The 23148-nt window shown below is 71.2% G+C and carries 22 protein-coding genes; 13 read left to right on the top strand and 9 right to left on the bottom strand.

Features of this window, described 5'->3' with window-relative positions:
* Positions 1-128: 128 nt before the first annotated feature.
* Entirely contained in the window at positions 129-1418 is a 1290-nt protein-coding gene (locus tag AC07FA_RS22165) for an enolase C-terminal domain-like protein (protein WP_479077641.1), read from the top strand.
* A 45-nt stretch (positions 1419-1463) separates the two neighbouring features.
* Positions 1464-2399, top strand: a complete 936-nt coding sequence (locus tag AC07FA_RS22160; protein ID WP_479077639.1) for an NADP-dependent oxidoreductase — start codon at positions 1464-1466, stop codon at positions 2397-2399.
* 34 nt (positions 2400-2433) lie between these two features.
* Here the strand turns inward: AC07FA_RS22160 and AC07FA_RS22155 are convergent, their stop codons facing one another.
* Genes AC07FA_RS22155 through AC07FA_RS22145 form a run of 3 tightly spaced genes read right to left on the bottom strand, consistent with a single transcriptional unit; the run spans position 2434 to position 3690 of the window.
* Complete coding sequence (locus tag AC07FA_RS22155) at positions 2434-2745, bottom strand: DUF202 domain-containing protein (RefSeq protein WP_479077638.1); 312 nt, start codon at positions 2743-2745, stop codon at positions 2434-2436.
* Positions 2745-3137, bottom strand: coding sequence for a YidH family protein (locus AC07FA_RS22150; protein WP_479077636.1), 393 nt, complete (start codon positions 3135-3137; stop codon positions 2745-2747). The genes AC07FA_RS22155 and AC07FA_RS22150 overlap by 1 nt, the downstream gene beginning before the upstream one ends.
* Before the next feature lie 43 nt (positions 3138-3180).
* On the bottom strand, positions 3181-3690 hold the full coding sequence (locus tag AC07FA_RS22145; protein WP_479077635.1) for an NUDIX domain-containing protein: 510 nt from the start codon (positions 3688-3690) through the stop codon (positions 3181-3183).
* A gap of 196 nt (positions 3691-3886) precedes the next feature.
* On the opposite strand from AC07FA_RS22145, the gene AC07FA_RS22140 reads away from it, so the two are divergent.
* Positions 3887-5542 carry an FAD-binding dehydrogenase gene (locus AC07FA_RS22140; RefSeq protein WP_479077634.1) on the top strand — a complete coding sequence of 552 codons (1656 nt, stop codon included), beginning with the start codon at positions 3887-3889 and terminating at the stop codon, positions 5540-5542.
* 165 nt (positions 5543-5707) lie between these two features.
* Here the strand turns inward: AC07FA_RS22140 and AC07FA_RS22135 are convergent, their stop codons facing one another.
* Positions 5708-6142 (bottom strand): ASCH domain-containing protein, encoded by a 435-nt coding sequence (locus AC07FA_RS22135; protein ID WP_479077632.1) that lies wholly within the window; start codon positions 6140-6142, stop codon positions 5708-5710.
* Between the two features lie 202 nt (positions 6143-6344).
* Here AC07FA_RS22135 and AC07FA_RS22130 point away from each other — a divergent pair, with 202 nt between their 5' ends.
* From AC07FA_RS22130 to AC07FA_RS22115, 4 genes are all read left to right on the top strand, one after another.
* Positions 6345-7331, top strand: coding sequence for a hypothetical protein (locus tag AC07FA_RS22130; protein WP_479077631.1), 987 nt, complete (start codon positions 6345-6347; stop codon positions 7329-7331).
* Between the two features lie 35 nt (positions 7332-7366).
* Positions 7367-8938, top strand: coding sequence for an APC family permease (locus AC07FA_RS22125; protein WP_479077630.1), 1572 nt, complete (start codon positions 7367-7369; stop codon positions 8936-8938).
* Between the two features lie 118 nt (positions 8939-9056).
* Positions 9057-9782 carry a molybdopterin-dependent oxidoreductase gene (locus AC07FA_RS22120; protein ID WP_479077629.1) on the top strand — a complete coding sequence of 242 codons (726 nt, stop codon included), beginning with the start codon at positions 9057-9059 and terminating at the stop codon, positions 9780-9782.
* Positions 9724-10389, top strand: coding sequence for a cytochrome b/b6 domain-containing protein (locus AC07FA_RS22115; protein ID WP_479077628.1), 666 nt, complete (start codon positions 9724-9726; stop codon positions 10387-10389). The genes AC07FA_RS22120 and AC07FA_RS22115 overlap by 59 nt, the downstream gene beginning before the upstream one ends.
* Before the next feature lie 17 nt (positions 10390-10406).
* Here AC07FA_RS22115 and AC07FA_RS22110 read toward each other — a convergent pair whose 3' ends face one another.
* The gene (locus AC07FA_RS22110; RefSeq protein ID WP_479077627.1) at positions 10407-11804 is read right to left on the bottom strand and encodes a GntP family permease; all 1398 of its coding nucleotides are present in this window, start codon (positions 11802-11804) and stop codon (positions 10407-10409) included.
* An 11-nt stretch (positions 11805-11815) separates the two neighbouring features.
* A complete protein-coding gene (locus AC07FA_RS22105; RefSeq protein WP_479077625.1) occupies positions 11816-12325 on the bottom strand; it encodes a gluconokinase in 510 nt (169 codons plus the stop codon).
* Positions 12326-12456: 131 nt separating this feature from the next.
* Between AC07FA_RS22105 and AC07FA_RS22100 the strand changes: the two genes are divergently transcribed.
* Entirely contained in the window at positions 12457-13158 is a 702-nt protein-coding gene (locus AC07FA_RS22100; RefSeq protein WP_479077624.1) for a FadR/GntR family transcriptional regulator, read from the top strand.
* 30 nt (positions 13159-13188) lie between these two features.
* Here AC07FA_RS22100 and AC07FA_RS22095 read toward each other — a convergent pair whose 3' ends face one another.
* Positions 13189-13911, bottom strand: a complete 723-nt coding sequence (locus AC07FA_RS22095; protein ID WP_479077623.1) for a TetR/AcrR family transcriptional regulator — start codon at positions 13909-13911, stop codon at positions 13189-13191.
* A 101-nt stretch (positions 13912-14012) separates the two neighbouring features.
* On the opposite strand from AC07FA_RS22095, the gene AC07FA_RS22090 reads away from it, so the two are divergent.
* From AC07FA_RS22090 to AC07FA_RS22075, 4 genes are all read left to right on the top strand, one after another.
* Positions 14013-15518: an APC family permease gene (locus AC07FA_RS22090; protein WP_479077622.1), complete on the top strand. Its 1506-nt coding sequence runs from the start codon at positions 14013-14015 to the stop codon at positions 15516-15518.
* 72 nt (positions 15519-15590) lie between these two features.
* Complete coding sequence (locus AC07FA_RS22085) at positions 15591-17234, top strand: amidohydrolase (protein ID WP_479077621.1); 1644 nt, start codon at positions 15591-15593, stop codon at positions 17232-17234.
* Positions 17235-17352: 118 nt separating this feature from the next.
* Positions 17353-18438 (top strand): S-(hydroxymethyl)mycothiol dehydrogenase, encoded by a 1086-nt coding sequence (locus AC07FA_RS22080; RefSeq protein WP_479077620.1) that lies wholly within the window; start codon positions 17353-17355, stop codon positions 18436-18438.
* The gene (locus AC07FA_RS22075; protein ID WP_479077619.1) at positions 18438-19067 is read left to right on the top strand and encodes an MBL fold metallo-hydrolase; all 630 of its coding nucleotides are present in this window, start codon (positions 18438-18440) and stop codon (positions 19065-19067) included. Before AC07FA_RS22080 ends, AC07FA_RS22075 begins: the two co-directional genes overlap by 1 nt.
* Positions 19068-19076: 9 nt before the next feature.
* Here the strand turns inward: AC07FA_RS22075 and AC07FA_RS22070 are convergent, their stop codons facing one another.
* Positions 19077-20015: an RluA family pseudouridine synthase gene (locus AC07FA_RS22070; RefSeq protein WP_479077617.1), complete on the bottom strand. Its 939-nt coding sequence runs from the start codon at positions 20013-20015 to the stop codon at positions 19077-19079.
* A gap of 113 nt (positions 20016-20128) precedes the next feature.
* Positions 20129-22063 (bottom strand): rhamnogalacturonan lyase, encoded by a 1935-nt coding sequence (locus AC07FA_RS22065; RefSeq protein ID WP_479077616.1) that lies wholly within the window; start codon positions 22061-22063, stop codon positions 20129-20131.
* 199 nt (positions 22064-22262) lie between these two features.
* On the opposite strand from AC07FA_RS22065, the gene AC07FA_RS22060 reads away from it, so the two are divergent.
* A complete protein-coding gene (locus tag AC07FA_RS22060) occupies positions 22263-23102 on the top strand; it encodes a pectate lyase (protein ID WP_479077615.1) in 840 nt (279 codons plus the stop codon).
* Positions 23103-23148: the final 46 nt, after the last annotated feature.

The raw sequence follows: 23148 nt of genomic DNA, 5'->3' as shown, positions 1-23148 counted from the left end.
GGCGGTAGGACAATCGGTGACCATGATGCCGACCAGTCGGTATGTCGTCCAGTGAACTCCCGGAATCGGTGGGCGCGAACTCCGGACGGACCCTGGCGTCCAGCTGTATCTATGAATAGAGTTCACGTATGGATACAGCCCTGTTGATCGACGAAGTCCGCCTCACTCCGATCCTCATCGCCGACCCGCCGCTTCTCAACACCCAGGGCGTCCATCAGCCGTACACCCCGCGCCTCATCGTGGAAGTGGTCACACGCGGCGGTGTGACCGGCATCGGGGAGACCTACGGAGACGGCAAGTACCTCGAACTCGCCCGGCCCCTCGCCGAAGCGCTGCCCGGCCGTCCGGTCAGCGATGTGAACGGCCTGTTCGCTCTCGCCGACGAGGTGTGCGGGGACTCACGGTCCGCCGACGAGCGGGTCGACGCGGGCGGGCTGCGCGGCGTGCAGACCGTGGACAAGCTGCGGCTCTCCGTCGTCTCCGGCTTCGAGGTCGCCTGCCTGGACGCGCTCGGCCAGACCCTCGGTCTGCCCGTGCACGCCCTGCTCGGCGGCAAGGTCCGGGACACCGTCGAATACAGCGCCTATCTCTTCTACCGCTGGGCGGCCCACCCGGGAGCCGGTGAGCGGGACGACTGGGGCGCGGCGCTGGACCCGGCCGGAGTCGTCGCCCAGGCACGGCGATTCGCCCGCGAGCACGGCTTCTCCTCCTTCAAGCTGAAGGGCGGCGTCTTCGAACCGGACCAGGAGATCGCCGCGATCGAGGCGCTCGCCGAGGCGTTCCCCGGGCAGCCCCTGCGCCTGGACCCCAACGGTGCCTGGTCCGTCGAGACCTCGCTGTACGTCGCGGACCGGCTCAAGGGCGGCCTCGAATATCTGGAGGACCCGGCGAGCGGGACGGACGCCATGGCCGCCGTCTCCGCCGGGACGGACGTCCCGCTGGCCACCAACATGTGCGTCACGACGCTCGCCGAACTCCCCGACGCCTTCGCCCGTGACGCGGTCCAGGTCGTCCTCTCCGACCACCACTACTGGGGCGGGCTGCACCGCACCAGGGAGCTCGCCGCGATCTGCCGCACCTTCGGCGTCGGGCTGTCCATGCACTCCAACACCCACCTGGGCATCAGCCTCGCCGCGATGACCCACGTCGCGGCGACCGTGCCCAACCTCGACTACGCCTGCGACAGCCACTACCCGTGGCAGACCGAGGACGTGGTCACCACCCGCCACGTCTTCGAAGGCGGCCGGCTGACGGTCTCCGACGCCCCCGGCCTCGGCGTCGCACTGGACCGCGAGCGCCTGGCCGTACTGCACAGGCGCTGGCTCGACGACGACGGCACCATGCGGGAGCGGGACGACGCGGCGGCGATGCGCGAGGCCGAACCGGGGTGGACGGCGCCGTCCGTCCCGCGCTGGTGAGAGGTCCGAGTTGCGCCGACCCTGACCTGCGCCGATGGTCATGAGATGAAGGCGATCAGCTACAGCAGGTACGGCTCGGCCGACGTCATGGAGTACGGCGAGCGGCCCGACCCGAAGGTCGGCCCCGACACGGTGCTGGTGAAGGTGCGGGCCGCGTCCGTCAACCCCGTCGACTGGAAGGCCCGCGAAGGCTATCTCCAGTCCGGTCTTGAGGCCGTCTTCCCGGTGATCCCGGGCTGGGACGTCTCCGGAGTGGTGGTCCAGCCCGGCGTCGCCGTGGACGAGTTCGCGGTGGGCGACGAGGTCATCGGGTACGTACGGGAGGACTTCCTCTCCCGCGGTACGTTCGCCGAGTACGTCGCAGCCCCCGTGCGCACCCTCGCCCGCAAGCCGCTGAGCCTGAGCTTCGAGGAGGCCGCGGGCCTGCCGCTGACCGGCCTCACCGCGTACCAGGTACTGAACCGCGTACTGAAGATCCGCGGCGGCGAGACGGTGCTCGTCCACGCGGCGGCCGGCGGCGTCGGTTCGATGGCCGTCCAGCTCGCCCGGCACGCGGGCTGCCGGGTCATCGGTACGGCGGGCCCCCACAACCACGACCACGTGCGGCAGTTGGGCGCGGAACCCGTCGAGTACGGCGAAGGACTCACCGACCGGCTGCGGGCCCTGGCCCCCGAGGGCATCGACGCGGCCTTCGACACCGTCGGCGGCGACGCGCTGCGGGCCTCCGCCGACACGCTCGCGCCCGACGGGCGCCTCGCCTCCGTCGCGGACCCCGAGGTCCTCTCCTACGGCGGCAAGTACGCCTTCGTACGGCCCGACGCCACGGATCTGGCGCACCTGGCGGAACTGGCCGAACAGGGCATCGTCCGGGTCCACGTCGACCGGGTCTTCCCGCTGGAACTGGCCGCGGACGCCTACCGGCTCAACGAGGAGGGCCGCACCCGCGGAAAGATCATCGTCGCCGTGGAATGGGAGAGCTGAGCGGCCGGGAGGCCCCGCCGCGAAACGTCAGGACTCAGAACAGCATGGCGGCGGCGAAGACGGCCAGCGCGACCGTGCACGCGGCCGACGTCAGCGCGCTGCGCGGCGACATCGGCCGCGGCCTGGCCGTCTCCATCGCCGTCACCCGCAGATGCGCCACCCGCAGGAACCCCAGCCAGGCCAGCACGCTCAGGGCCACGGCGGTCACCGCCGCCGGGCTCGTCCCGCCGTGCAGCGCCTGCCGGCCCGCCAGGACGGCCACCACCGTGCAGGACAGGGTGGTGCGGCGCCAGGCCAGCCTGGTCCGCTCCGGCTGAAGACCGGGGTCCCGCTCGGCGCCGGGCATCAGGACTCCCAGCCGAACAGGACCACCACCACCATCGCCAGGGCGACGGCGGCGACCGCGAGACTCAGCAGGGTCGGGAAGCGGGAGACCGGCAGATCGTCGCCCCGCCGCATGGCCCGCTCGCACCTGACCCAGTGATTGACCGCGCGCAGCGCGCACAGCACACCGGAGGCGAGCAGAACGAGCGCCAGACAGGTGCGCACACCCCAGGCGAGGTCCGGGAGGAACTGGTCGACGGCGAAACCTCCGCCGATCAGCGCCAGAGCCGTGCGGAGCCAGGCGAGGAAGGTGCGCTCGTTGGCGAGGGAGAAGCGGTAGTCGGGGGTGTCGCCCTCTTCGCGCAGCCGCTGCGGCGCGAACCACAGCCGCAGGCCCCGTACGAATTCGTTCACGCCGGGAACCCTATCTGCCGTGGGGCCGCCGCTCCGGGCGGGCTCAGCGCGCCCGGAAGTCCCTGAGGCGCCGATACGTCTCCAGCCCGTCCGGAACCCACGTCCAGTCGCCGAGCCGCTGCTCAAGCTCCGCGTCGGTCAGGAAGGTGTGCCAGGCGACCTCCTCGGCCTGCGGGCGCACCGGCAGCTCGCACCGCACCTGGTAGACGTACGACCACCAGGTGTGGTGCCCGCCGTCGTAGAGGAACTTGAACAGCGGTTCGGGGCGGGGGAGCCCGGTGACTCCCAGCTCCTCCTCGGCCTCGCGCAGGGCGGCCTCGTCGTAGGACTCGCCCGCGCCCACGACCCCGCCGACGAACATGTCGTAGTGCGAGGGGAAGACCAGCTTGGTGGCGGTCCTGCGGTGCACGAACAGCCGGCCCTCGGCATCCCGCGCCTCGATGAAGACGCAGCGGTGACGCAGGCCGCGCGCGGTCGCTTCGCCGCGCGGGGCCTCTCCGACGACCACGTCGTTCTCGTCGACGATGTCCAGGATCTCGTCAGCAGCGCTCATGCCGTCCATCCAACAGCACACCGCCGGCAGGGCGACGGCGACTACCCGAACACCCCCATGGGCCGGGTCGCGTGCGGTCGGAGTGCCCGGGTCGTCGGCGTCCCGCCGCAGGCCGGAGGTGCGGGACGGTTGACGTGGCAGCGGCCCGAACCGAAGATCTGACGCACGAGTAACTTGGTGACAAGGACGGATTCCCATGGCGTACGACGCTGATGTGATCGTGATCGGGGCAGGGCTCGCGGGGCTGGTGGCCACCGCCGAGCTCGTCGACGCGGGACGTTCGGTGATCCTGCTCGACCAGGAACCCGAGCAGTCCATCGGCGGTCAGGCGCACTGGTCCTTCGGCGGACTGTTCCTCGTCGACTCGCCCGAGCAGCGCCGGTTGCGGATCAAGGACAGCCACGAGCTGGCCCTCCAGGACTGGTACGGCACGGCGGGCTTCGACCGCGAGGAGGACCACTGGCCACGGAAGTGGGCGGAGGCGTACGTCGACTTCGCGGCCGGTGAGAAGCGGTCCTGGCTGCACGCCCAGGGGATGCGGTTCTTCCCCGTCGTGGGCTGGGCGGAACGCGGCGGATACGACGCCACGGGCCACGGCAACTCCGTCCCCCGCTTCCACATCACCTGGGGTACGGGCCCGGGTGTCGTCGCCCCCTTCGAGCGGCGGGTGCGCGAAGGCGTCGCCAAGGGCCTCGTCCGCTTCGCCTTCCGCCACCGGGTCACCGGGCTCGGCCGTTCGGCCGGGGCGGTCGACACGGTCACCGGCGAGATCCTCGAACCGAGCGGCGCCGAACGCGGCACCGCGAGCAGCCGCGAAGCCACCGGCACCTTCGAACTGAGGGCCCAGGCCGTGATCGTCACTTCCGGCGGCATCGGCGGCAACCACGACCTCGTACGGTCCCAGTGGCCCGAGCGGCTCGGCACCCCGCCCGAGAAGATGCTCTCCGGCGTCCCCGCCCACGTCGACGGCCTGATGCTGGGGATCGCGGAGGAGGCGGGCGCGCACCACATCAACCGCGACCGGATGTGGCACTACACCGAGGGCATCGAGAACTGGAACCCGATCTGGGCCAAGCACGGCATCCGGATCCTCCCCGGCCCCTCGTCCCTCTGGCTGGACGCCCGCGGCAAGCGGCTCCCGGTGCCGCTCTTCCCCGGCTTCGACACGCTGGGCACCCTCGACCACATCATGAAGTCGGGATACGGCTACACCTGGTTCGTCCTGGACGAGCGGATCATCGGCAAGGAGTTCGCGCTCTCCGGCTCCGAGCAGAATCCGGATCTCACCGGCAAGTCGGTCCGCGACGTGATCGGCCGGGCGCGCGCCGACGTGCCGGCGCCCGTCAAGGCGTTCATGGACAAGGGCGCGGACTTCGTGGTGGAGAAGGACCTCGGCGCCCTCGTACGCGGAATGAACGCGCTGACCGGTGACAGCCTCATCGACGAGGACGAACTGCGCCGCGAGATCACCGCACGCGACCGCGAGATCGCCAACCCCTTCACCAAGGACCTCCAGGTGACGGCGATCCACGGGGCCCGCGCCTACCTCGGCGACAAGCTCATCCGCACGGCGAAGCCGCACCGCATCCTCGACCCGAAGGCGGGCCCGCTGATCGCGGTGCGCCTCAACATCCTCACCCGCAAGTCGCTGGGCGGCCTGGAGACGGACCTGTCCTCACGCGTCCTCGCGGCGGACGGAACGCCGCTGCCCGGGGTGTACGCGGCAGGCGAGGCGGCGGGCTTCGGCGGGGGAGGGGTGCACGGCTACCGGTCGCTGGAAGGCACGTTCCTGGGCGGCTGCATCTTCTCGGGCCGGGCGGCGGGCCGGGCGGCGGCGCAGGCGGTCGGCTAGGACCACCTCCGGATCCGCCCCTCATGCCCCTCCGGACCCGCCTTTCCAGCCCCTCCGGCGTGTGAGGAGCGGGGTTCCGGGGCGGAGCCCCGGTTTCGGGAGGGGGCGGGTAGGGGACAAGCCCCGCGCAGCGGCCCCACCCGCGGCGCACCGCCCCGCCCCCGCTCACCCCACCGCATCCAGCACCTCCACCACCCGAAACCGCTCAGCAACGATCATCGTGTCGTCGTCGACCACGAAATCCGGGTCACCAAGAGCCTCCCGCATCTCCTCGCCGTGCCAGAACCGCTCGTGCGAGGCCCGCCACTCGGCAACCGTCGTGTACCCCTCGCCCTCGTCGATCGCGTGCTGAAGCGTGACGTCACCGAGCCGCATCACACGTACGTCCGTCACCTCGACCACGGCGACCTCCCGCCCGTCCGAGTCGATCAGCGCGGACCGCTCACCCACCGGGGGCAACTCCTCCTTCTCCACCTCGTATTCGGCCAGCAGGCAGGAGGTGGACACCTTCGCACCGGCGAGCACCGCGGCGACCAACTGGTCGCGCAGCGGCCCCGGGAAGACGAAGAGGAGTGGTTTGAGAGGTTCACGATTCGCCATGCCGTCAGTGTGGCACGCGTCACTCCTCGCACCCCGGACACCCACGGTGAGCTGCACGAATCTCGCCCCACCGGGACGCTTCCATCCAACTGTGGCGGAAGTGAGAGGAGTTGGGGAAGGCCGCCTCTTGACTCGGAGCGTTCCGTACCGCTTTGCTGTGCGCGATCATTTGCTCGCACATCGCGTCGAAAGAAGCCCGCGGATGTCCCCGCCTCCGCCGCCCCTGGGCCGCTCCCGCCGAAGGGGCGGTCGCGCGGACCACCCCTTCGACCCCGCCCTCGACGACAGCGAGCTCATCGAGGTGCGCGGGCAGTTCGAGCAGGGCCGGTGGACCAGGGCGCGTGCCCTCCTCGGCGCGACCGGCACCGACTGGGACCGCAGGGGCCACCGCGTCCTCGCCCTCGCCGCGACGCCGTCCGCCCTCGGCTGGGCCGGTGACTGGCTCCTCGCCGAACCCGACAGCACCGACGCCGCCACGCTCCTCGCGTGCGCGGCGGTCGCCCGCGCCCTGCACCCCAAGGCGTCCGCCAACGCGGCCGACCGGGCCCGCCACGTCTGCCTCACCGCCGCCCGGCTCGCCCCCGCCGACCCGACGCCCTGGCTGGCCCTGCTGATGCTCGACGGCGCACGCGGCTCGCAGGGGGTGGACGGCGCACGGGAGGAGGCCGCCCGGCACTTCGAGGAGATCCGCGCCCGCCACCCCGAGCACCACCACGCGCACCACCTGATGACGGCCCAGCTCGCTGAGAGCCACCCCGAGAGCGGTCAGGACCCCCTGCACGAGGTCTACGACTTCGCCGCCTGGGCCGCCGAACAGGCCCCCGCCGACTCGCCGCTCGCCGTGCTCCCCGTGGTCGCGCACGCCGAGCGCTACCGCGTCCTCGTCGCCGCCGGCAGCGAGTCCGACGATCCGGCCGCCTCCGGGCACTGGTCGGGTCGGCGGGCCAGACAGGTCATGAAGGCCGCCTTCGACTGGTGGCTGGAATGGGAACGAGAGGACCACCCCCGCCACCGCGCCGACCTCAACTTCCTCGCGCACGCCAAGGTGTGCGAAGGGCGGCCCGCCGAGGCCGCCGCCCTCTTCCACCGCATCGGCGAGCACGTCACCGCGGCCCCCTGGTCGTACTCCGGCCGCGATCCGTATGCCGAATACCTCGCCGCGCGCCGCTTCGCGCTCGGTGCCCCGTGACCCGCGTCGCACCCAACGAAGGGACCAACCCCGCCATGTCGACGGGCAGTTCAGATACCAGACGGGCCGGAGCCGCGAAAGTGACCGGCGATACCGGCGCGATCAACACCTACAAGGGTGAGGAACGCGCGCTGCGGGCCGACCGGCTCGGCACCCCGGGACTGCTGCTGTCGGTCCTCGCCGCCAGCGCCCCGCTGATGGTGGTCGCCGGTGTGATGCCCACGGTCTTCGGTGTGATGGGCATCGTCGGGCAGCCCCTTCTCTACGTCATCCTCGGCATCGTCCTCATGCTGTTCAGCGTCGGCTACGCGGAGATGAGCCGGCATGTGCACAACGCCGGTGCCTTCTACGCGTACATCGCGCGCGGTCTCGGCCCGACGGCCGGCGCGGGTGCCTCACTCGTCGCCCTGGTCGCGTACAGCGCCATGCAGGTCGGTATCTACGGCATCCTCGGCTTCGAGGTCTCCGGGCTCTTCGCGACCTACCTCGACCTCCAGATCCAGTGGTGGATACCGGCCCTCGCCGCCGTCGTGGCCGTCGGCGCCCTCGGCTGGCTCAAGATCGACCTCAACGCCAAGGTGCTCGGCGTGCTGCTGGTCGTCGAATGCGCCCTCGTCGTGATCTTCGACATCGCCGCCGTCAGCCGGCCCGGCCCCGAGGGCCTGTCGCTGCACGCGTTCAACCCCGACACCCTCACCGGGGCGGGGCTCGGCACCGCGCTCTGCTTCTGCATCGCGGCGTTCGTCGGCTTCGAACAGGCCCCCGTCTACGCCGAGGAGACCAGCCGCCCGCAGATCGTCGTGTCGCGCGTGATGTTCCTCGCCGTCGGCTACGCCGCCCTGTTCCTCGCCATCAGCTCCTGGGCGGTGACCGTCGCCACCGGTCCCGGCTCCGTCGCGGACACCTCGCTGAAGCAGGGTCCGGGCATGCTCTTCGGCCTCACCGAGGAGCGGCTCGGCGCCACGTTCACGGACGTGCTCCACGTCCTGTTCGTCACCGGTATGTTCGCCGCGCTCCTCAGCTTCCACAACGTCGTCGCCCGCTACGCGTTCGCGATGGGCCGCGAGGGCCTGCTGCCCGCCGCCTTCGGCCGTACGAACAGGACGAGCGGGGCCCCCGCCACCGGCTCGCTGCTCCAGTCCGGGCTCTCCCTCGTCATCGTGCTGGCCTTCGCCCTCACCGACGACAATCCGGTCGGCGACCCCACCGCGCCGGTGCTGCACCTGTTCACCTGGATGGGCAATGTCGGCGCGCTCGGCGTCATCCTGCTGATGGCCGCCGCGGCCTTCGCCGTCATCGCCTTCTTCGTGCGGCGCGGCGCCGGCCGGGCGCAGGCGCCCCGCCTGGTGGCCTCGGGACTGTCCGGTCTCGCCCTGCTGGCCATCGCCGTCCTCACCGTCAGGGACTTCGACGTGCTGGTGGGCTCCGGCCCCGGCTCGGTCCTCAGCTGGCTGCTGCCCGGTGTCATCGGCGCCGCGCTCGTCGTCGGCCTGGTGTACGGCGCCGTGCTGCGCTCCACCAAGCCGCAGGTGCACGCGAGGATCGGTCTCGGCAACGAGGCGTTCCAGCTGGAGAAGGCCGCCGAGGCCGACGCCGCCGAGCGCTGAGGCGTCCTCACGGTTCTGCCCGTTCTGCCCGTTCCTCGCGTTCTTCGGGTTCTTACCGAAGAGTGACGGACACCCGCGGCCTCTGGTGACAGGGGACCGCGGGTGTTCTATTGGGGGCGTGAACAGTCGCCCTCCCGATGCCGAAGGTCCGCCCGTCGGACGCCGCCTGGTCCTGGCCGTGCTCGGCGCGGGCGCGGCGGCGGTGGTCGCCGCGCCCGTCCTCCAGCGCGTCATGGAGAGTGGCCTCGGCGCGGTCGCCGACAAGGACCTCACCGGACTCACCGGTCTCCTTCCCAACGGTGGCGGTTTCCGCTACTACTCGGTGGCCTCCTCCGTACCGCGCAGGAGCGCCGCCGACTACCTCCTCACCGTCGACGGTCTCGTCGAGCGCCCCGCCACGTACACCCTGGACTCCCTCAGGGCGCTGCGGCAGACCCGCCTGGTCCGCGACGTCCAGTGCGTCACCGGCTGGCGGGTCCCCGAGACCCCCTTCGAGGGCGTACGGCTCTCCGCGCTGCTGGACGCGGCCGGTGTACGGCCGGGGGCGAAGGCCATCCGCTTCACCTGCTTCGACGGCGCCTACAGCGAAAGCCTCACGATCGAGCAGGCGAGGCGCGACGACGTACTCGTCGCGCTCCGGATGGGGGACCGGCCGCTCGGCCACTCCCACGGCGGGCCGGTCCGGCTGTACGTGGCGCCCATGTACTTCTACAAGTCGGCGAAATGGCTCTCGGGGATCACCGTCACCGATTCCGTGCGCCCCGGATACTGGGAGGAGCTCGGATATGACGTCGACGCCTGGGTCGGCCGGTCCAACGGCCGCGACGACGCCCCCACCGTCTGAACCCTCCACGCGGCTGCGGCGGTTCACCCCGGCGCAGCGCTGGGTGCACCGCACCACGGCCTGGCTGACGCTCCTGTGCGTGGCGAGCGCCGCGTCCCTGTACGTGCCCCAGCTCGCCGAACTCGTCGGCCGCCGCCACCTCGTGGTCACCGTCCACGAATGGTCCGGGCTGCTGATTCCCGTACCCCTGCTCGCCGGCCTCGCCTCGCGGGCGCTGCGCGCCGACCTCTCCCGGCTCAACCGCTTCGCGCCGTACGACAGGCAGTGGCTGCGCGCGGTCCTGCGCCGCGACCACCGGGCCGCCTCCCGGCCCGCCGGGAAGTTCAACGCGGGCCAGAAGCTCTACGCCGCGTGGATCGCGGGCGCCCTGCTCGTGATGCTCGGCACCGGGCTGCTGATGTGGTTCACCGGTCTCGCCCCGCTGGTGTGGCGCACGAGCGCGACCTTCGTGCACGACTGGCTGGCCCTGGCGGTCGGCGTCGTGCTGGCCGGACACATGGCGATGGCGCTCGCCGACCCGGAGGCACGCCGTGGCATGCGTACCGGGTCGGTCGAGCGCCAGTGGGCCCGCCGGGAGCACCCGCGGTGGCGGGAACCCGAGGACTAGGTCGTGCCGACCCAGGGTTACAACACGAGCGACAGCAGCAGGATGAAGCCCAGTCCGACGACGGAGATGATGGTCTCCATCACCGACCAGGTCTTCACCGTCTGGCCGACGTCCATGCCGAAGTACTCCTTCACCAGCCAGAACCCCGCGTCGTTGACGTGGCTGAAGAAGAGCGAACCGGCACCGACGGCGAGGACCAGCAGCGCCGCGTGGGAGGTCGACATGTTGGCTGCCAGCGGGGCGACCAGACCGGCCGCCGAGATGGTGGCCACCGTGGCCGAGCCGGTCGCGAGGCGGATCGCGACGGCGATCAGCCAGCCGAGGAGCAGGGCCGGGATCGACCAGTTCTCGGAGAACTCCAGGATCATCTGGCCGACACCGGCGTCGATCAGGGTGGTCTTGAAGCCACCGCCCGCACCGACGATCAGCAGCACACCGGCGATCGGTGCGAGGGACTTCTCGACGGTGGTGGAGAGCCGCGCCTTGGTGAATCCGGCGGCCCGGCCGAGCGTGAACATTCCGAGGATCACGGCGGCGAGCAGCGCGATGAGCGGCGAGCCGATGACGTCGGTGACCCGCTGGACGTGGTTCTCCGGGTCGTCCACGACGATGTCGACGAGGGCCTTGGCCAGCATCAGCACGACGGGCAGCAGCACGGTCGCCAGCGTGGCGCCGAAGCCGGGACGACGGTCCAGTTCCTCGGAGGGGCGCTGCGGAATCATCTTCTCCGGCGCCTGGATGTCGACCCAGCGGGCCGCGTACCGGGAGAAGAGCGGGCCCGCGATGATGACCGTGGGAATCGCGACGAGCACACCCAGCGCCAGCGTGACACCCAGATTGGCGTCCAGGGCGTCGATGGCGACCAGCGGGCCGGGGTGCGGCGGGATCAGCCCGTGCATCACGGACAGTCCGGCGAGCGCCGGGATACCGATCCGCATCAGGGAGTAGTTGCCGCGCTTGGCGACCAGCAGCACCACCGGGATCATCAGCACGATGCCGACCTCGAAGAACAGCGGCAGACCGATGATCGAGGCGATCAGCACCATCGCCCAGGGCATGGCACGCCCGCTCGCCTTCGCGAGGATCGTGTCCACGATCTCGTCCGCGCCGCCGGAATCGGCGAGCAGCTTGCCGAGGATCGCGCCGAGCGCGATGAGTACACCGACACTGGCCACGGTCGAGCCGAGGCCGGTGGAGAAGCTGGTGATCGTCTTGTCCAGCGGAGCCCCGGCGAAGGCGCCGAGCGCCAGCGAGCCGATGGTCAGGGCCAGGAAGGCGTGCACCTTGAACTTGGTGATGAGCAGAACGATGACGGCGATGCCCGCCAGGACTGCGATGCCCAACTGCGCGTTGCCTGCCGAAGTGATCGGTTCGACGGCGTCCGCTGCCAGCATCTCGACGCTGAGACTGGTCACGGTGGTGATCCTTAGCTATCGAGCCGGCGCAACGCGGCGACGGCTCGGGCGGATATTTCTTCGGGGGTCCCGGACACGTCGACAGCGACGCCCGCCTCGTCCTCCTGCAGCGGCTGCAGGGTGGCGAACTGCGAATCGAGCAGCGCGGTCGGCATGAAGTGGCCCTTGCGGTCCGCCATCCGGCGCTCGATGAGGTCCCGGTCGCCGGTCAGGTGGAGGAAGACGACACCGGGAGCCCCGGCCCGCAGGCGGTCGCGGTACGAGCGCTTGAGGGCGGAGCTGCTCACGACGCCGCCGAGACCGGCCCGGCCGTGCGCCCACTGCCCGATCGCGTCGAGCCAGGGCCAGCGGTCCGAGTCGTCCAGCGGGGTACCGGCCGACATCTTGGCGATGTTCGCCGCGGGATGGAAGTCGTCGCCCTCGGCGTACGGAACGCCGAGTTCGGCGGCGAGCAGAGGTCCGATCGTGGTCTTGCCGGTCCCTGCTACGCCCATCACCACGACGACGTGGGGGGTGCTCATTGGTGCCTCGCTGTCTTCTTCGACATCGGTCCGTCGCGCTACTGAAACCTATTACGTACGACTTATTCAAGAGGCTGTGACATAAACGTCGTACTTTTTGTTCCGGAAGTGTGCCCCGTAGGCTTGTGGCCATGACCACACAGGGCCAGGGGCTGCATACACACGTGCTGGACACCCTGGGCCTGGAGATCGCCGCGGGGGACTTCCCGCCCGGCAGCGTGCTGCGCACGGACGAGCTGGCCCAGCGCTTCGAGGTCTCCCGCACCGTCGTACGCGAAGTGGTCCGTGTCCTCGAATCCATGCACCTCGTCGAGTCACGGCGCCGGGTCGGCGTGACCGTACGGCCCACCGAGGCGTGGAACGTCTACGATCCGCAGGTCATCCGCTGGCGGCTGGCGGGCTCCGACCGCCCGCGCCAGCTGCGCTCCCTCACGGTGCTGCGCTCGGCGATCGAACCGGTCGCCGCCGGCCTGGCCGCCCGCCACGCCACGCCCGAGCAGTGCGCGGACCTCACGGAGTGCGCGCTCGGCATGGTGGCCACCTCGCGCGGCCAGCAGCTGGAGGGGTATCTGCGGCACGACATCGCGTTCCACCGGATCGTGCTCAACGCCTCCGGCAACGAGATGTTCGCGCGGCTCGGGGACGTGGTGGCCGAGGTCCTGGCGGGCCGCACCCACCACCAGGTCATGTTCGAGGACCCGGACCCGGCCGCCGTCACCCTGCACGTGCGTCTGGCCGAAGCGGTCCGCGAGGGCGACGCGGACGAGGCGGAACGCCTGACGAAGGAGATCGCCCTGGGCGCCCTCCACGAACTGGACGTACTGGCCCCGTAGAACGACCCCCGCAACCGGACGCCTCCGCCCCTACACAGCCCCGCCCCGCACCCGCTCCAACCGCCCCGCGGCCGCCGCCAGCACCATCTCCAGCGCCGCCGGATACCCACTGCGGCCCATCTCCGCGACCAGCACCCCCGCCGTCGCCGCGATATGCGGATGCGTCCGCGACGGCACCCGCGCGTACGTCTCACGCCACGTCCGTACCTCCAGCTCGCGGGCCCGCACCGGCAGCACCAGCGTCGACGCGTCCAGCGCGGCGAACGACAGCGTCTGGTCGACGAACACGTGGTAGATCCGCACCGCCTCCGCGTCCGGGAATCCCGCCCCGCGCAGCACCCCGAGAATGGCGTCCACCGACCGCATCTCGTGCGTCCGCCCGGTCACCCGGGCGCAGGCCAGCATCGCCGCCTGCGGGTGCGCCATGTAGTCCGCGTGCATCTTCAGCCCCAGCGCCCGGAGATCGGCACGCCAGTCCCCGGTAGGACGCCAGCTGTTCAACGTACGGCCGATCAACTCGTCGGCCACCGCGAGCAACAGCTCGTCCATGTCCGTGAAGTACCGGTAGACGGCACTCGGATCACACCCCAGCGCGGCACCGAGCCGGCGCACGGTCAGCGCCGCCGCCCCGTGCTCGCCGATCAGCCGCAACGTCGTCTCCACGATCAGCCGCTCGGACAGCACGGTGCCCTGCTTGGTGGGGCGCCTGCGCCGCCTGGCCCCCTCCTGCACCACCCGCTCGCTCGCACTCATGGCCCGCACCTTATGACAACAGCGTTGACGTGGGAACGGGTTGCGGAGTTCGATGTGCCGCCATCGGGGCCCGAACGGCGCCCCTCGGCGAAGGAGTGACCGTGACCGTCCCCCGAACCCCCTACGGCAGCGACCCCCCGGCCGCACAGCCCGCGCCGGCCCTCCGAAAGAGCCTCGGCGTCGTCGACGGTGTGGCCATCGCCGCTTCCTCCACGGCCGCCACGACCAGCATCGGCATCGGCCTCGGTGTCACCGCGGGCGCCGTCGGCCTGCACCTGCCGATCATCATGCTGCTCGGGTTCCTGCCGATCCTCGGCATCGCGAGCGCCTACTCCCGGCTCAACCGGGTCGAGCCGAACATGGGCAGCGGATACGTCTGGGTCGGCCGTTCCCTCAGTCCATGGCTGGGCTTCCTCGTCGGCTGGATCGGCATCGTCGCCACGGTCGTGTTCCTCTCCTACACCACCACCGTCACCGGCTCCGCCCTGCTCCAGCTCGCGGCCGAGGGCGGCCTCCACGAGCTCGCCGGCCTCCGTCTCGACCCCGACTCCACGGCACAGGCGACCGTCCTCGGCATCGTCGTCCTCGCCGCCGTCACCCTCACCGCGATCGCCGGAACCCGTTCCGCCGCCGGGCTCCAGAAGTACCTGCTGGTCTTCGAGTACGTCGTACTCCTCGGGTTCTGCGGATACGGACTCGTCGTCGGCCCGCACCCCTTCAGCCTGGACTGGCTCAACCCGTTCACCATCCCCTCCGGGCAGCAACTCGCCCAGGGACTCCTGCTGTCCGTCTTCTGCTACTGGGGCTTCGAGTCCTCCTTCAGCGTCAACGAGGAGGTCCGTGATCCCGAGGACGCCTCCCGGGCCGGGCTCATCACGCTCTTCACCATGCTCGGCCTCTTCCTGCTGGGCTCCTTCGCCTTCCAGCGCGTGCTCTCGCTCGACGAGCTGACCGGCCACGGCGCCCAGGGCCTCACCTACTTCGGTGACCGGCTCGCCGACCAGCCGCTCGCCGCACTCCCGCTGATCGCCCTCACCTTCTCCGCCGTCGCGTCCCTCCAGTCCGGGGTGATCCCCACCGTCCGCGGCATGTTCGCGATGGGCCGCGACCGTACGCTCGGCCCGCTCTGGACGAAGGTCAGTCCCCGCTACGGGACTCCGGCGGCCGGCACCGTCGCGATCGGCTGTGTCGCCGCGGCCGTGGCCGTCCTCTCGCTGGTCATCCCCAAGGTCGGCGACCTCATCCTGGCCTCCGTCAACGCGATAGGCGTCGTCGTCTCCCTCTACTACGCGCTGACCGCACTGGCCGCCGCCGCCCGCTTCCGCGGCGCCCTGCGCGAGAGCCTGCCGGAGGCCCTGCGGGCCGTGGTCGTCCCTGTCCTCAGCGCGCTCTTCCTGCTCGGCCTCGGCGGATATCTGTGCTGGACCTTCTACACGTCCGCCGACCACTTCGAGATCAGCCCGGACAACGGCTGGTTCATGCTCTTCTGTCCCGCTGTCATGCTGCTGACCGGCGTCGTCGCCGCGGCCTGGGCCAAGTGGGTAAGGAAGTCCCCCTACTTCGTCACCGGACGCTCCACCCCGCCGAGCGTCGTCGAAGCCGCCTGACGGCCCGCCATCCTGCTGCGACCACCAACGCCATCACCACCACCTCCGCACGGAAACGGAACGCAACCACCCATGCGCCACACACCCGCCGACCTCGTCCTCACCGGCGGCCCCGTCCTCACCATGGACGCGGCCCGCACCCGCGCCACCACCCTCGCCGTCACCGGCGACCGCATCACCGCCGTCGGCCACGACGAGGTCCGTGAGCTCATCGGCCCGAAGACCGAGGTCGTCGACCTCGCCGGACGGCTGCTCGTCCCCGGCTTCCAGGACGCCCACATCCACCCGGTCGTCGCCGGTCTCGAACTCGCCCAGTGCGACCTCACGGAGTCCCGTACGGCAACCGACACCGTCGCCGCCGTGCGCGCCTACGCCGCCGGCCACGCCGACCAGGAGTGGATCACCGGCGGCGGCTGGTCCATGGAGGCCTTCGACGGCGGCGCCCCCACCCGCCACCTGCTCGACGCCGTCGTACCCGACCGTCCGGTGTACCTGGTCAACCGCGACCACCACGGCGCCTGGGTCAACACCCGGGCCCTGGAGCTCGCCGGCCTCACCCGGGACACCCCCGAACCCGCCGACGGGCGCATCGAGCGCGACGAGCGGGGCGAGCCCACCGGCCTCCTCCAGGAGGGCGCCATGGATCTGGTCGCCCGTCTCACCCCCAGGTCCACCCCCGCGGACCGCCTCGCCGCCCTGCTGCGCGCCCAGCGGATTCTGCACGCGTACGGCATCACCGCCTGGCAGGACGCCATCGTCGGCTCCTACGGCTCCATGGACGACCCCGCCGACGCCTATCTCGCCGCCGCCCGCGACGGATCGCTCACCGCCCGGGTCGTCGGCGCCCTCTGGTGGGACCGCGACCGGGGCGCCGAGCAGATACCCGAACTGGTCGCCCGGCGCGCCGAGCTGAGCACCGGCCCGTTCCGGGCGGGGTCCGTGAAGATCATGCAGGACGGCGTCGCCGAGACCGGCACCGCCGCGCTCCTCACCCCGTACCTCGACGCCTGCGGCTGCGCCACCACGAACAGCGGCACCAGCTTCGTCGACCCGGTGGAACTGCGCCGGTACGTCACCGAACTGGACGCCCTCGGCTTCCAGGCCCACTTCCACGCCCTCGGCGACCGCGCGGTACGCGAGGCCCTGGACGCGATCCAGGCCGCCCGCACCACCAACGGGCGCACCGACACCCGCCCCCACCTCGCCCACCTCCAGGTCGTCCACCCCGACGACATCCCACGGTTCCGCGAACTCGGCGCCACGGCCAACATCCAGCCGCTGTGGGCCGCCCACGAACCGCAGATGGACGAGCTGACCATCCCGTTCCTCGGCGCCGAGCGGGCCGCCCTGCAGTATCCGTTCGGCGCGCTCCTGCGGTCCGGCGCCACCGTCGCCGCGGGCAGCGACTGGCCGGTCAGCAGCGCCGATCCGCTGCACGGCATCCACACCGCCGTCAACCGGATCACTCCCGATTCCGACGGCCCCGCCTTCCTCCCCGGGCAGCGCATCTCGCTGACCGCCGCCATCGCCGCGTACACGGCGGGCTCGGCCCATGTGAACCACCTCGACGACACCGGCTCCCTGCGCGCCGGCGCCCTCGCCGACCTGGTGGTCCTGGACCGCGACCCGTACGCAGGCCCCGCCGAGGAGATCGGGGACACCCGCGTCCTGCGGACCTACGTGGGCGGCCGGAAGGTCCACGACTCCGAGGACTGAGCACGACGCACGGCCCCCGCGGCACGGCACGCGCCGCGGGGGCCGGGGGGACATTCCCCTGGGCGTACGGTTGTCCGTGACCGATCTTCACACCAGTCGGAAACAGGGAGACCACGGTATGGCGCAGCAGGTGCAAGGGGTCATCGCACCGGGGAAGAACGAGCCGGTACGGGTCGAGACCATCGTGATCCCGGACCCCGGTCCAGGTGAGGCCGTGGTGAAGATCCAGGCATGCGGTGTCTGCCACACCGACCTGCACTACAAGCAGGGCGGCATCAACGACGACTTCCCGTTCCTGCTCGGTCACGAGGCCGCCGGAATCGTCGAGTCCGTCGGCGAGGGCGTCACGGACGTCGAGCCCGGCGACTTCGTCGTCCTCAACTGGCGGGCGGTGTGCGGCCAGTGCCGGGCCTGTCTGCGCGGCCGGCCCTGGTACTGCTTCGACACCCACAACGCCACGCAGAGGATGACGCTGCTGGACGGCACGGAGCTGTCGCCCGCGCTCGGCATCGGCGCGTTCGCCGAGAAGACGCTCGTCGCCGCCGGCCAGTGCACCAAGGTCGACCCGGAGGTCTCCCCGGCCGTCGCCGGGCTCCTCGGCTGCGGTGTCATGGCCGGCATCGGCGCCGCGATCAACACCGGCCAGGTCGGCCGCGGTGACTCGGTCGCCGTGATCGGCTGCGGCGGTGTCGGTGACGCGGCCGTCGCCGGTGCGCGGCTCGCGGGCGCCGCGAAGATCATCGCGGTCGACATCGACGACCGGAAGCTGGAGACGGCGAAGACGATGGGTGCCACGCACACCGTCAACTCCCGCACCACCGACCCGGTCGAGGCGATCCGCGCGCTGACCGGAGGCAACGGCGCTGACGTCGTCATCGAGGCGGTCGGCCGCCCGGAGACGTACAAGCAGGCGTTCTACGCCAGGGACCTCGCCGGCACGGTCGTCCTCGTCGGTGTCCCCACCCCCGAGATGCGGCTCGAACTCCCGCTGCTCGACGTGTTCGGGCGCGGCGGCTCGCTCAAGTCCTCCTGGTACGGGGACTGCCTGCCCTCGCGCGACTTCCCGATGCTCATCGACCTGCACCAGCAAGGCCGGATCGACCTCGGCGCGTTCGTCACCGAGACCATCGGCCTCGGCGACATCGAGCAGGCGTTCGCCCGCATGCACGACGGCGACGTCCTCCGCTCGGTGGTGGTCTTCTGATGACCGCGCGCATCGACCACCTGGTCACCTCCGGCACCTTCGCCCTCGACGGCGGTGAGTGGGAGGTCGACAACAACGTCTGGATCGTCGGCGACGACACCGAGGCCGTCGTCATCGACGCCGCCCACGACGCCGCGGCCATCGAGGCGGCCCTCGGCGGCCGCACGCTGCGGGCGATCATCTGCACCCACGCCCACAACGACCACATCGACGCCGCCCCGGCCCTCGCCGCCGCGACCGGCGCACCGATCCTGCTGCACCCCGACGACCTGCCGCTGTGGAAGCAGACCCATCCGGACCGCGCCCCCGACGGCGAACTCGCCGACGGGCAGGAGGTGGAGATCGCCGGCCTCCGCCTCCAGGTCCTGCACACCCCCGGTCACGCGCCGGGAGCCGTCTGCCTGTACGCCCCCGAGCTGGACACCGTCTTCACCGGAGACACGCTCTTCCAGGGCGGGCCCGGTGCCACCGGCCGGTCGTTCTCCGACTTCCCCACGATCGTCGCGTCGATCCGGGACCGGCTGCTCGCCCTGCCGGCGCGGACCACCGTCCGTACCGGACACGGCGACACCACCACCATCGGCGCTGAGGCCCCGCACCTCCAGGAGTGGATCACCCGCGGCCACTGAGGCGCGCGCTCACCGGTCCGGCCACGCGGAGAGCCGCAGTCCGCTCTCGAAGCGGCGCGGCTCGCCGGTGACCGGATCGGTGAACTCCAGCACTCGGGCGAGCAGTTGAAGAGGCCGGGCGTAGTCGTCGGCTTCGCCCTCGTCCTCCACGACCGGGTAGACCGGATCATGGACGAGCGGCAGCCCCAGGGCGTTCATATGGACCCGCAGCTGATGGGTCCGCCCCGTCGCCGGCAGCAGCCGGTACCGCCCGAGCCCCTCCCGGTGTTCCAGCAGCTCGATCCGGCTCTCGCTGTTCGCCTCTCCCGGCTCCTCCCGGGCGGCGATCACTCCCCGCTCCTTCACGATCCGGCTGCGCACCGTACGGGGGAAGCCGAGCCGCGGATCGTACGGCGCCACCGCCTCGTACTCCTTGCGCACGAGCCGGTCCCGGAAGAGCGTCTGGTACGCGCCCCGCTCCTCGGGCCGTACGACGAACAGGACGAGCCCCGCGGTCAGCCGGTCCAGCCGGTGCGCGGGCTGCAACTGCTCGACGCCCAGCTCGCGGCGCAGCCGGGCGACCGCCGTCTCGGTGATGTGCCGCCCGCGCGGGGTGGTGGCGAGGAAGTGCGGCTTGTCGGCGACGACGAGGTGCGCGTCCCGGTGGACCACCCCCACGGGGAACGGCACCGGCTCCTCCGGCGCGAAGTCCCGGTGGAACCAGAGGAACCGGCCGGCCGTGTACGGCTCGTCGGGACCCACCGCGACACCATCGGCCCCGACGAACCGCCCCTCGGCGAACATCGCGTCCACCCGCTCCGCCCCGATCGCGGCACCGAACCGCTCCACCAGATGATCCCGGACCGTCCCCCGCCCGGCATCGGCGTCGTCCGGCAGCCTGAGCCGCACCGGATCGATGCCGTCCCGCTGCGGCAGAGGGGCCGCCGGCGGCTTCGCGCGCCCTCTCACCGGCCGGCGCCGGAACACTCGCGGTACGGACTCCGGCCGGCTGGGGCGGTCACTGATCTGTTCCTCTCGTGGGCGGCGTGCGGCTACGGCTCATCATCTCAACGAGGGGACCGCTACTTCGTGCCGAGGTAGTAGCTGACCTGCGGCGGCTGGTTGTATCCGGTGTTCTGCCAGGCCACCCCGAGCCGGTACACCGGGTCGCTCATGAGCGTGGGCAGACGGAACTCGGTGGGATGCGGGGTGGTGTACAGCCGCAGCGCGGTGGAGTCCGCGTTGCGCCAGAGCATCTCCTCGCGCCAGTCCCCGAGCAGGTCGGCGGAGAGGGCGGGACTGCCCTTGGTCCAGTTGTTGGACTTGGCGTCCTGGTCGTACCAGATACGGGTGAGGTCGGTGGAGCCGTCGTACTTCAGCACCTGCGCGTAGCCGACACCCGCCGTACCCGACCAGCGGTGGTCGAGGAGCTCACGGTGGGCGTCGCCGTCCCACCAGATGGCGGAGTTGTACGAGGCGCCGCCCCCGAAGGCCGGAACCGCTTCGCTGATCTTCGTGCCGTCGGCCGCGTGGAACCCGCCGCCGCTCGACCAGCACTCGGCACCGGCGTGACCGCGGGTCAGGTCGGCGCAGATGCCGCGCCCGACGTCGGTGCCGGTCCTGGTTCCCCAGAGGATCTGGCCGGTCCTCGCGTCGTGCATCTCGTAGCCGTAGGCGGAGTCGGTGTGCTCGTGCACGTTGAAGGACTCGAGGCCGGGCCGTGACGGGTCCAGGTCACCCACGTGCAGGGCGTCACCGTGTCCCAGCCCGGTGGTCCACAGTCCGGTTCCGTTGTCGTCGACGGCCATGGCGCCGTAGACGATCTCGTCCCTGCCGTCCGCGTCCACGTCGGCGACCACGAGATTGTGGTTGCCCTGCTGGTCGTAGCCTCTGCCGGAGTTGGTGGAGCTGTTGGTGTCGAACTTCCAGCGCCGGGTGAGGTCGGTGCCGTTCCAGTCGTACGCCGCGATCGCGATGCGCTCGTAGATGCCGCGGCTGAAGATCATGCTCGGTGCGGAGCCGCTGACGTACGCCGTGGCGGAGAGCAGCCGTCCCTCCCTATTGCCCCAGGTGTCGCCCCAGTCGGACACGGCGCCGCGCGCGGGTTCGAAGGGCACGGAGTCCATCACCCTGCCGGTCCGGCCGTCGAAGACGGACAGGTACTCGGGTCCGCTCAGCACCGCGCAGTTGGCGGCCAGGTGCGAGGCCGTCGCATCGCCGATGACGGTGCCCGCCGAGTCCTTGGAGCCGTCGGAGGTGCGCACGGCCATCTCGGCCCTGCCGTCGCCGTCGTAGTCGTACACCTGGAACGAGTCGTAGTGCGAGCCGCTGCGCACATTCGTCCCCAGGTTCACGCGCCACAGCCGCCTGCCGCTCAGCTCGTACGCGTCGTAGACCGTCGGCCCGGTACAGGTACCGGAGTTGGCCACATCGGTGGCATTGGACGGCACCCACTTCAGCACCAGTTCATAGGCGCCGTCGCCGTCCAGGTCAGCGGTGGACGCGTCGTTGGCGGTGTAGGTGTAGGCGACGCCGTCCCGGGTGGTTCCGCCCGCAGGTCTGTCGAGGGGGATGTCGAGCCGCCCCGACGCCCAGACGCCCGCTTTCTCGCCGGGCTGCTCGACACCGTTCACGACGGCCCGGACCTCGTACGAGGAATCCGGACCCCCGGACGTGTCGAGGAAGTTCGTCTTCTTCGTCTCCTCGATCAGGGCCGAGCCCCGGTACAGCTTGAAGGACACGCTCTCCGTGTCGCTGCCGAGCATGCGCCAGGTGACCAGCACACCACCGCTCGCGGGCACGGCCACCGGCCCGCGGTCCAGCTTCTCGGCCACCCGCGCGGCTGCCAGGGCCGAGGTGGCCCTGTTGGCGGGGGCGGGGATCTCCTCGGCCGCTCCGGCCGACTGACCGGCCGCCAGAACACCGGCGGTCACGGTGAGCGCGACGGCGAGCGTCCCTCCGGCAAGCGTGCGGCCCCGGCGGCGGCGCCGGTGGGAGGCATACGGGGATCTGGACATGGGGACCTCGTCGTCCTCGTCGTGGGGGAGCGATACGTCTCCTGGTCGCCGCCGGCCGCCGGAAGGTTGCCGCCCCGCCGACGCGGCGGTCCCGGACGGGGGGTCTCCTGTCAGGAATTCTGAATTCCGCGGCAACCTCGGGCCGAGTGGCGGCGACCAGTGAACGAGAGATCACCCCCACACCCGAGGAATGGCACACATGAATCAACTGAGTCCACGATCCGAACTGCGCAAGGGCCGCAAGCGGCGCCTGACGCGGCGCCGTGCCATCGGCGCGCTGACCGCCGCTGTCGGACTCACCGGGGCCGCGATCGCCACCAACGTCATGCTGTCGCCGGCCGGCGCGGCCGCTGCCTGGCCGGCCCCCAACGGCCGACAGGCGGTGCCCGCGACGATCGAGGTGTCGGGCACATACGACGGCGGCCTCAAGCGCTTCTACGGCAGCGGAGAGCTGGGCGGTGACGGCCAGGACGAGGGCCAGGACCCCCTATTCCAGCTCAAGGACGGCGCGGTCCTGAAGAACGTCGTCCTCGGCTCCCCGGCGGCGGACGGCATCCACTGCGCGGGCAGCTGCACGCTGCAGAACGTCTGGTGGGAGGACGTCGGCGAGGACGCCGCCACCTTCAAGGGCAAGTCCGCCGGTTCCGTGTACACGGTGTACGGCGGCGGCGCCAGGAAGGCGTCCGACAAGGTCTTCCAGTTCAACGGGGCCGGCAAGCTCGTCGTCACCAAGTTCCAGGTGTCCGACTTCGGCAAGCTGGTCCGCTCCTGCGGAAACTGCTCGACGCAGTACAAGCGGACGATCATCGTGAACGACGTCGACATCACCGCCCCCGGCAAGTCGATCGTCGGCATCAACACCAACTACGGGGACACCGCCGCGCTGCGCAACATCCGTATCCACGGCGACAGCGGCAAGAAGATCGCCACGTGTGACCGGTTCACCGGCAACAACACGGGTGCCGAGCCGCCGAAGACGGGTACGGGCCCCGACGGCACGTACTGCCGCTTCACGGCCTCGGACATCAGCTACCAGTAAGGCGAACCACCCGCGCGCCCCCGCCGACCGGTCCCGGCGGGGGCGG

The organism is Streptomyces sp. NPDC045968, assembly GCF_056430475.1.
The sequence above is the reverse complement of the archived record's forward strand: the minus strand, read 5'-3'. Positions and strand labels throughout refer to the sequence as shown.

Bases quoted from the DNA above. Each gene is read 5' to 3' on its own strand.
- AC07FA_RS22165 (WP_479077641.1), top strand. From the start codon at position 129: ATGGATACAGCCCTGTTGATCGACGAAGTCCGCCTCACTCCGATCCTC.
- AC07FA_RS22160 (WP_479077639.1), top strand. From the start codon at position 1,464: ATGAAGGCGATCAGCTACAGCAGGTACGGCTCGGCCGACGTCATGGAG.
- AC07FA_RS22155 (WP_479077638.1), bottom strand. From the start codon at position 2,745: ATGCCCGGCGCCGAGCGGGACCCCGGTCTTCAGCCGGAGCGGACCAGG.
- AC07FA_RS22145 (WP_479077635.1), bottom strand. From the start codon at position 3,690: ATGAGCGCTGCTGACGAGATCCTGGACATCGTCGACGAGAACGACGTG.
- AC07FA_RS22140 (WP_479077634.1), top strand. From the start codon at position 3,887: ATGGCGTACGACGCTGATGTGATCGTGATCGGGGCAGGGCTCGCGGGG.
- AC07FA_RS22135 (WP_479077632.1), bottom strand. From the start codon at position 6,142: ATGGCGAATCGTGAACCTCTCAAACCACTCCTCTTCGTCTTCCCGGGG.
- AC07FA_RS22130 (WP_479077631.1), top strand. From the start codon at position 6,345: ATGTCCCCGCCTCCGCCGCCCCTGGGCCGCTCCCGCCGAAGGGGCGGT.
- AC07FA_RS22125 (WP_479077630.1), top strand. From the start codon at position 7,367: ATGTCGACGGGCAGTTCAGATACCAGACGGGCCGGAGCCGCGAAAGTG.
- AC07FA_RS22115 (WP_479077628.1), top strand. From the start codon at position 9,724: ATGACGTCGACGCCTGGGTCGGCCGGTCCAACGGCCGCGACGACGCCC.
- AC07FA_RS22105 (WP_479077625.1), bottom strand. From the start codon at position 12,325: ATGAGCACCCCCCACGTCGTCGTGGTGATGGGCGTAGCAGGGACCGGC.
- AC07FA_RS22100 (WP_479077624.1), top strand. From the start codon at position 12,457: ATGACCACACAGGGCCAGGGGCTGCATACACACGTGCTGGACACCCTG.
- AC07FA_RS22095 (WP_479077623.1), bottom strand. From the start codon at position 13,911: ATGAGTGCGAGCGAGCGGGTGGTGCAGGAGGGGGCCAGGCGGCGCAGG.
- AC07FA_RS22085 (WP_479077621.1), top strand. From the start codon at position 15,591: ATGCGCCACACACCCGCCGACCTCGTCCTCACCGGCGGCCCCGTCCTC.
- AC07FA_RS22080 (WP_479077620.1), top strand. From the start codon at position 17,353: ATGGCGCAGCAGGTGCAAGGGGTCATCGCACCGGGGAAGAACGAGCCG.
- AC07FA_RS22075 (WP_479077619.1), top strand. From the start codon at position 18,438: ATGACCGCGCGCATCGACCACCTGGTCACCTCCGGCACCTTCGCCCTC.
- AC07FA_RS22065 (WP_479077616.1), bottom strand. From the start codon at position 22,063: ATGTCCAGATCCCCGTATGCCTCCCACCGGCGCCGCCGCCGGGGCCGC.
- AC07FA_RS22060 (WP_479077615.1), top strand. From the start codon at position 22,263: ATGAATCAACTGAGTCCACGATCCGAACTGCGCAAGGGCCGCAAGCGG.